1 protein-coding gene is annotated in these 248 nt (G+C 64.9%); it reads right to left on the bottom strand.

The window, feature by feature from the left end; translation table 11 throughout:
- A partial coding sequence (locus tag R0J87_RS23150; protein WP_498889298.1) for a hypothetical protein occupies positions 1–217 on the bottom strand: 217 nt, incomplete at its 3' end.
- Positions 218–248 lie beyond the last annotated feature (31 nt).

Raw genomic sequence — 248 nt, 5'->3', positions numbered from 1 at the left:
ACATCATGCCTTCCCTGGCCAGGCGGTCGATGTTCGGGGTCTGGTAACCCATCAACCCGTGGCTGTAACAGCTCAGGTTGCTGATGCCGATGTCGTCGCCCCAGATCACCAGGATGTTGGGCTTCTTCCCGCCGGCGGCGGTGCCGCGCTTGGGCGCGGCGGCCCTGGTGGACGCGGGCTTGGCCGGTGCGGCCTTCTTTGCAGCTTTCGTTGCCATGGTTCTGCTCCGGTTGTGCGGATCATCTGGC

The organism is Halomonas sp. SIMBA_159 (assembly GCF_046536035.1).
Classification (GTDB): Bacteria; Pseudomonadota; Gammaproteobacteria; order Pseudomonadales; family Halomonadaceae; genus Vreelandella; species Vreelandella venusta_A.
The sequence above is the reverse complement of the archived record's forward strand: the minus strand, read 5'-3'. Positions and strand labels throughout refer to the sequence as shown.